The organism is Mycobacterium sp. SP-6446 (genome assembly GCF_001954045.1).
Lineage (GTDB): Bacteria > Actinomycetota > Actinomycetes > Mycobacteriales > Mycobacteriaceae > Mycobacterium.
Genome location: NZ_MBEM01000057.1, coordinates 1 through 3129, shown reverse-complemented (window position 1 = coordinate 3129; position 3129 = coordinate 1). Strand labels below are relative to the sequence as shown.

Here is a 3129-nt window from a genome sequence, read left to right as displayed (position 1 = left end):
CGCCGCGGCGGGCCAGTTCGGTGTAGAGCTCCGGGAAGCGGACGTCGTAGCAAACGGACAACCCCACGCCGACGCCGTCGACCGTGATCACCACCGGCTCCGCCCCGGGCGCGACGGTGCGCGACTCGGTGAAGCCGAACGCGTCGTACAGATGGATCTTGTCGTAGTGGGTGTCGGGCTCATTAGGCGTGCCCGGCCCGGTCGCGATCAGCGTGTTCTTCACGCGCCCGTCGCCGGCCGGAGTGAACATGCCCGCGATCACGGTGATGCCGGCGTCGGCGGCGACCGCCCGGACACCGTCGGCCCAGGGCCCGTCCACGGGCTCGGCGACCGGTCCCAGCGGGACGCCGAACCGGCACATGGTCGCCTCGGGGAACACCACCAGCCGCGCGCCGGCGTCCGCGGCCCGGCCGGCGTACTCGCGGACGAGTTGCAGATTCTTTGCCGGGTCGGTGCCACTGAGGATCTGCGCCAACGCGATTCGCATGGCGCCAGCCTAAAGCGCGGCGGGTCAGGTGTTGTTCGCGATCCACTCCGTGGTGAACCGCTGCTCCGCGACCACCAGGTCGGCCAGTTGGGTGCCGATGAAATTCTCCAACTTGCCCCCGATGAGTGGGACGCGGACGTGGACGGTGATCCGGCACTCCAGTCGCGAGCCGACCGACTTGCCCGTGGCAGACAGCTCGGCGGTACCGGACACGTTCGCCGGAGCATCCACGATCGATCCGGCGACCGTGGCCATCGCGACCCCGCCGGCAACCGGGCCCCACGTCTCCTCGCGCCTGATGCACAGATCGCCCCGGTGCAATTGCGTGATCAGGGCCGGCAGCTTGTCACTGCGGATCACTTGCAGCGTGACCACGTCGATGCTGCCGTCGTCGCCGGACTCGCCCCCTAAGCGCAACGCCTCCAGCTTCGTGTCGTCGACACCGGACGCCGCAAGCCTGGCCAGCCAGTAGGCCTCCTCGCGGTAAGCCTGGAGAACCGATTCGACGCTGCCTTCGTAGTCGGCGGATATGTCGAATGAACGCGGCATAGCTGGCCAGGCTACCGTTACGGCCCGTGGTCGGTTCGCTGTTTGCCGGTGCGCATGTCGCCGAGGCGGTGCCGCTGGCGCCGTTGACCACGATGCGAATCGGACCGGTGGCGCGGCGCCTGATCACCTGCACCAGCACCGAACAAATCGTCGCCGTCGTGCGTCAGCTGGACTCCGAAAAGGCGGCTGGGCCGCCGCTGGTGTTCGCCGGCGGCTCCAACCTGGTGATCGCCGATACCCTGGTCGGCCTGACCGCGGTGCGATTGGCCAACGATGGCATCACCATCGACGGCAACCTGGTGCGCGCGGAGGCGGGCGCGGTGTGGGACGACGTCGTCCTCGCGGCCATCGAGCACGGCCTGGGCGGGCTGGAATGCCTGTCCGGCATCCCCGGCTCGGCCGGCGCGACGCCGGTGCAGAATGTGGGGGCCTACGGCGCCGAGGTGTCCGACACCATCACCCGGGTCCGGCTGCTGGATCGACGCAGCGGCACCGAGCGGTGGGTACCGGGCAGCGAGCTCGGCTTCGGGTATCGCACCAGCGTGCTCAAGCAAGCCGGCGGCCTCGAAATCCCTTCTGTGGTACTGGAAGTGGAGTTCGCATTGGATGCGTCGGGCCGCAGCGCGCCGCTGCGCTACGGCGAGTTGGCGGCCGCGCTCGACGTGGCCAGCGGCGAGCGGACCGACCCGGGCGCCGTGCGTGACGCGGTGCTGGCGCTGCGCGCCCGCAAGGGCATGGTCCTCGACGCGGCCGACCACGACACGTGGAGTGTTGGTTCGTTCTTCACCAACCCGGTGGTCGCACCCGAGGTGTACGAGGGGCTGGCCGCCGAGATCGACGGGCCGGTGCCCAACTACCCGGCACCGGGCGGAGTCAAGCTGGCCGCCGGCTGGCTGGTGGAGCGGTCGGGCTTCGCCAAAGGCTATCCGGCCGACGAGCGCGCCCCATGCCGATTGTCCACCAAGCATGCGCTTGCTCTGACGAACCGCGGCGCGGCCAGGGCCGAGGACGTCGTCACGTTGGCGCGCACGATCCGTGACGGAGTCCGCGACGTGTTTGGCATCACACTGGAACCCGAACCCGTCCTGCTCGGATGCAGGCTGTAGGGGTTAAATCCGCTCAACGGCACCCCGGGCGGCGAGTTGTCGTGACCGGGCGAGAGTCGTTCTCCCGGTATCTTTATTTGTCGTGAGCACATCCAGCGCGCCGCCGCCGATCAACCGGCGGCTGGCTTTGGCGGTCCTCGGGGTTGGTGTGTTCGCGCCCAATTTCTTGGCCGCCTGCGCGGGGACCGTGACCAAGCAAGCGCAGAAGAAAGAAGCCCCCGCGGCGCACCTGAAATTCGAGCCGGCCGACGCTGCCTCGGACGTGATTCCCATTGCGCCGGTGAGCGTTCAGATCGGTGACGGCTGGTTTCAGAAGGTGGCGCTGACGAACTCGTCGGGCAAGGTCGTCGCCGGAGCGTTCAACGCCGATCGAACCGTCTACACGATCACCGAGCCGCTGGGCTACGACGGCACCTACACCTGGAGCGGCTCGGCCGTCGGCCACGACGGCAAGGCGATTCCGGTCAGCGGCAAGTTCACCACCGTGTCGCCCAGCAAGAAGATCGGCGGGGCCTTCCAGCTGGCCGACGGCCAGACCGTCGGAGTGGCGGCGCCGATCATCATCCAGTTCGACGCGCCGATCAGCGACAAGGCCTCCGTCGAGAAGGCCCTCACCGTCACCACCAACCCGCCCGTCGAGGGCAGCTGGGCCTGGCTGCCCGACGAGGCGCAGGGCGCACGAGCGCACTGGCGCCCCCGCGAGTACTACCCGGCGGGCACCACCGTCAACGTCGACGCCAAGCTCTACGGGCGGTCCTTCGGCGAGGGCGCGTACGGCGCCGACGACATCTCGCTGCGCATCCAGATCGGCCGAAAGCAGGTCGTCAAGGCCGAGGTCTCGTCGCACCGCATCCAGGTCGTCACCGACGCCGGCGTCATCATGGACTTCCCGTGCAGCTACGGCGAGGCCGACAAGGCGCGCAACGTCACCCGCAACGGCATCCACGTCGTCACCGAGAAGTACGCCGACTTCTACATGTCCAACCC

At 68.8% G+C, this 3129-nt stretch carries 4 protein-coding genes; 2 read left to right on the top strand and 2 right to left on the bottom strand.

The genetic code is table 11. The annotated features are described in order from the left end of the window. The coding region (locus tag A5736_RS04195; RefSeq protein ID WP_305800067.1) for a nitrilase-related carbon-nitrogen hydrolase at nt 1-487 on the bottom strand (487 nt) is incomplete at its 3' end. A gap of 24 nt (nt 488-511) precedes the next feature. Then, nucleotides 512-1036, bottom strand: coding sequence for a DUF2505 domain-containing protein (locus tag A5736_RS04190; protein ID WP_076126842.1), 525 nt, complete (start codon nt 1034-1036; stop codon nt 512-514). A 2-nt stretch (nt 1037-1038) separates the two neighbouring features. Here A5736_RS04190 and A5736_RS04185 point away from each other — a divergent pair, with 2 nt between their 5' ends. Next, nucleotides 1039-2142 carry a UDP-N-acetylmuramate dehydrogenase gene (locus A5736_RS04185; RefSeq protein WP_371328356.1) on the top strand — a complete coding sequence of 368 codons (1104 nt, stop codon included), beginning with the start codon at nt 1039-1041 and terminating at the stop codon, nt 2140-2142. A gap of 82 nt (nt 2143-2224) precedes the next feature. Beyond that, nucleotides 2225-3129: Ig-like domain-containing protein (locus A5736_RS04180; protein ID WP_076244690.1), on the top strand; the 905-nt coding region annotated here is incomplete at its 3' end.

Bases quoted from the DNA above. Each gene is read 5' to 3' on its own strand.
- A5736_RS04190 (WP_076126842.1), bottom strand. From the start codon at position 1,036: ATGCCGCGTTCATTCGACATATCCGCCGACTACGAAGGCAGCGTCGAA.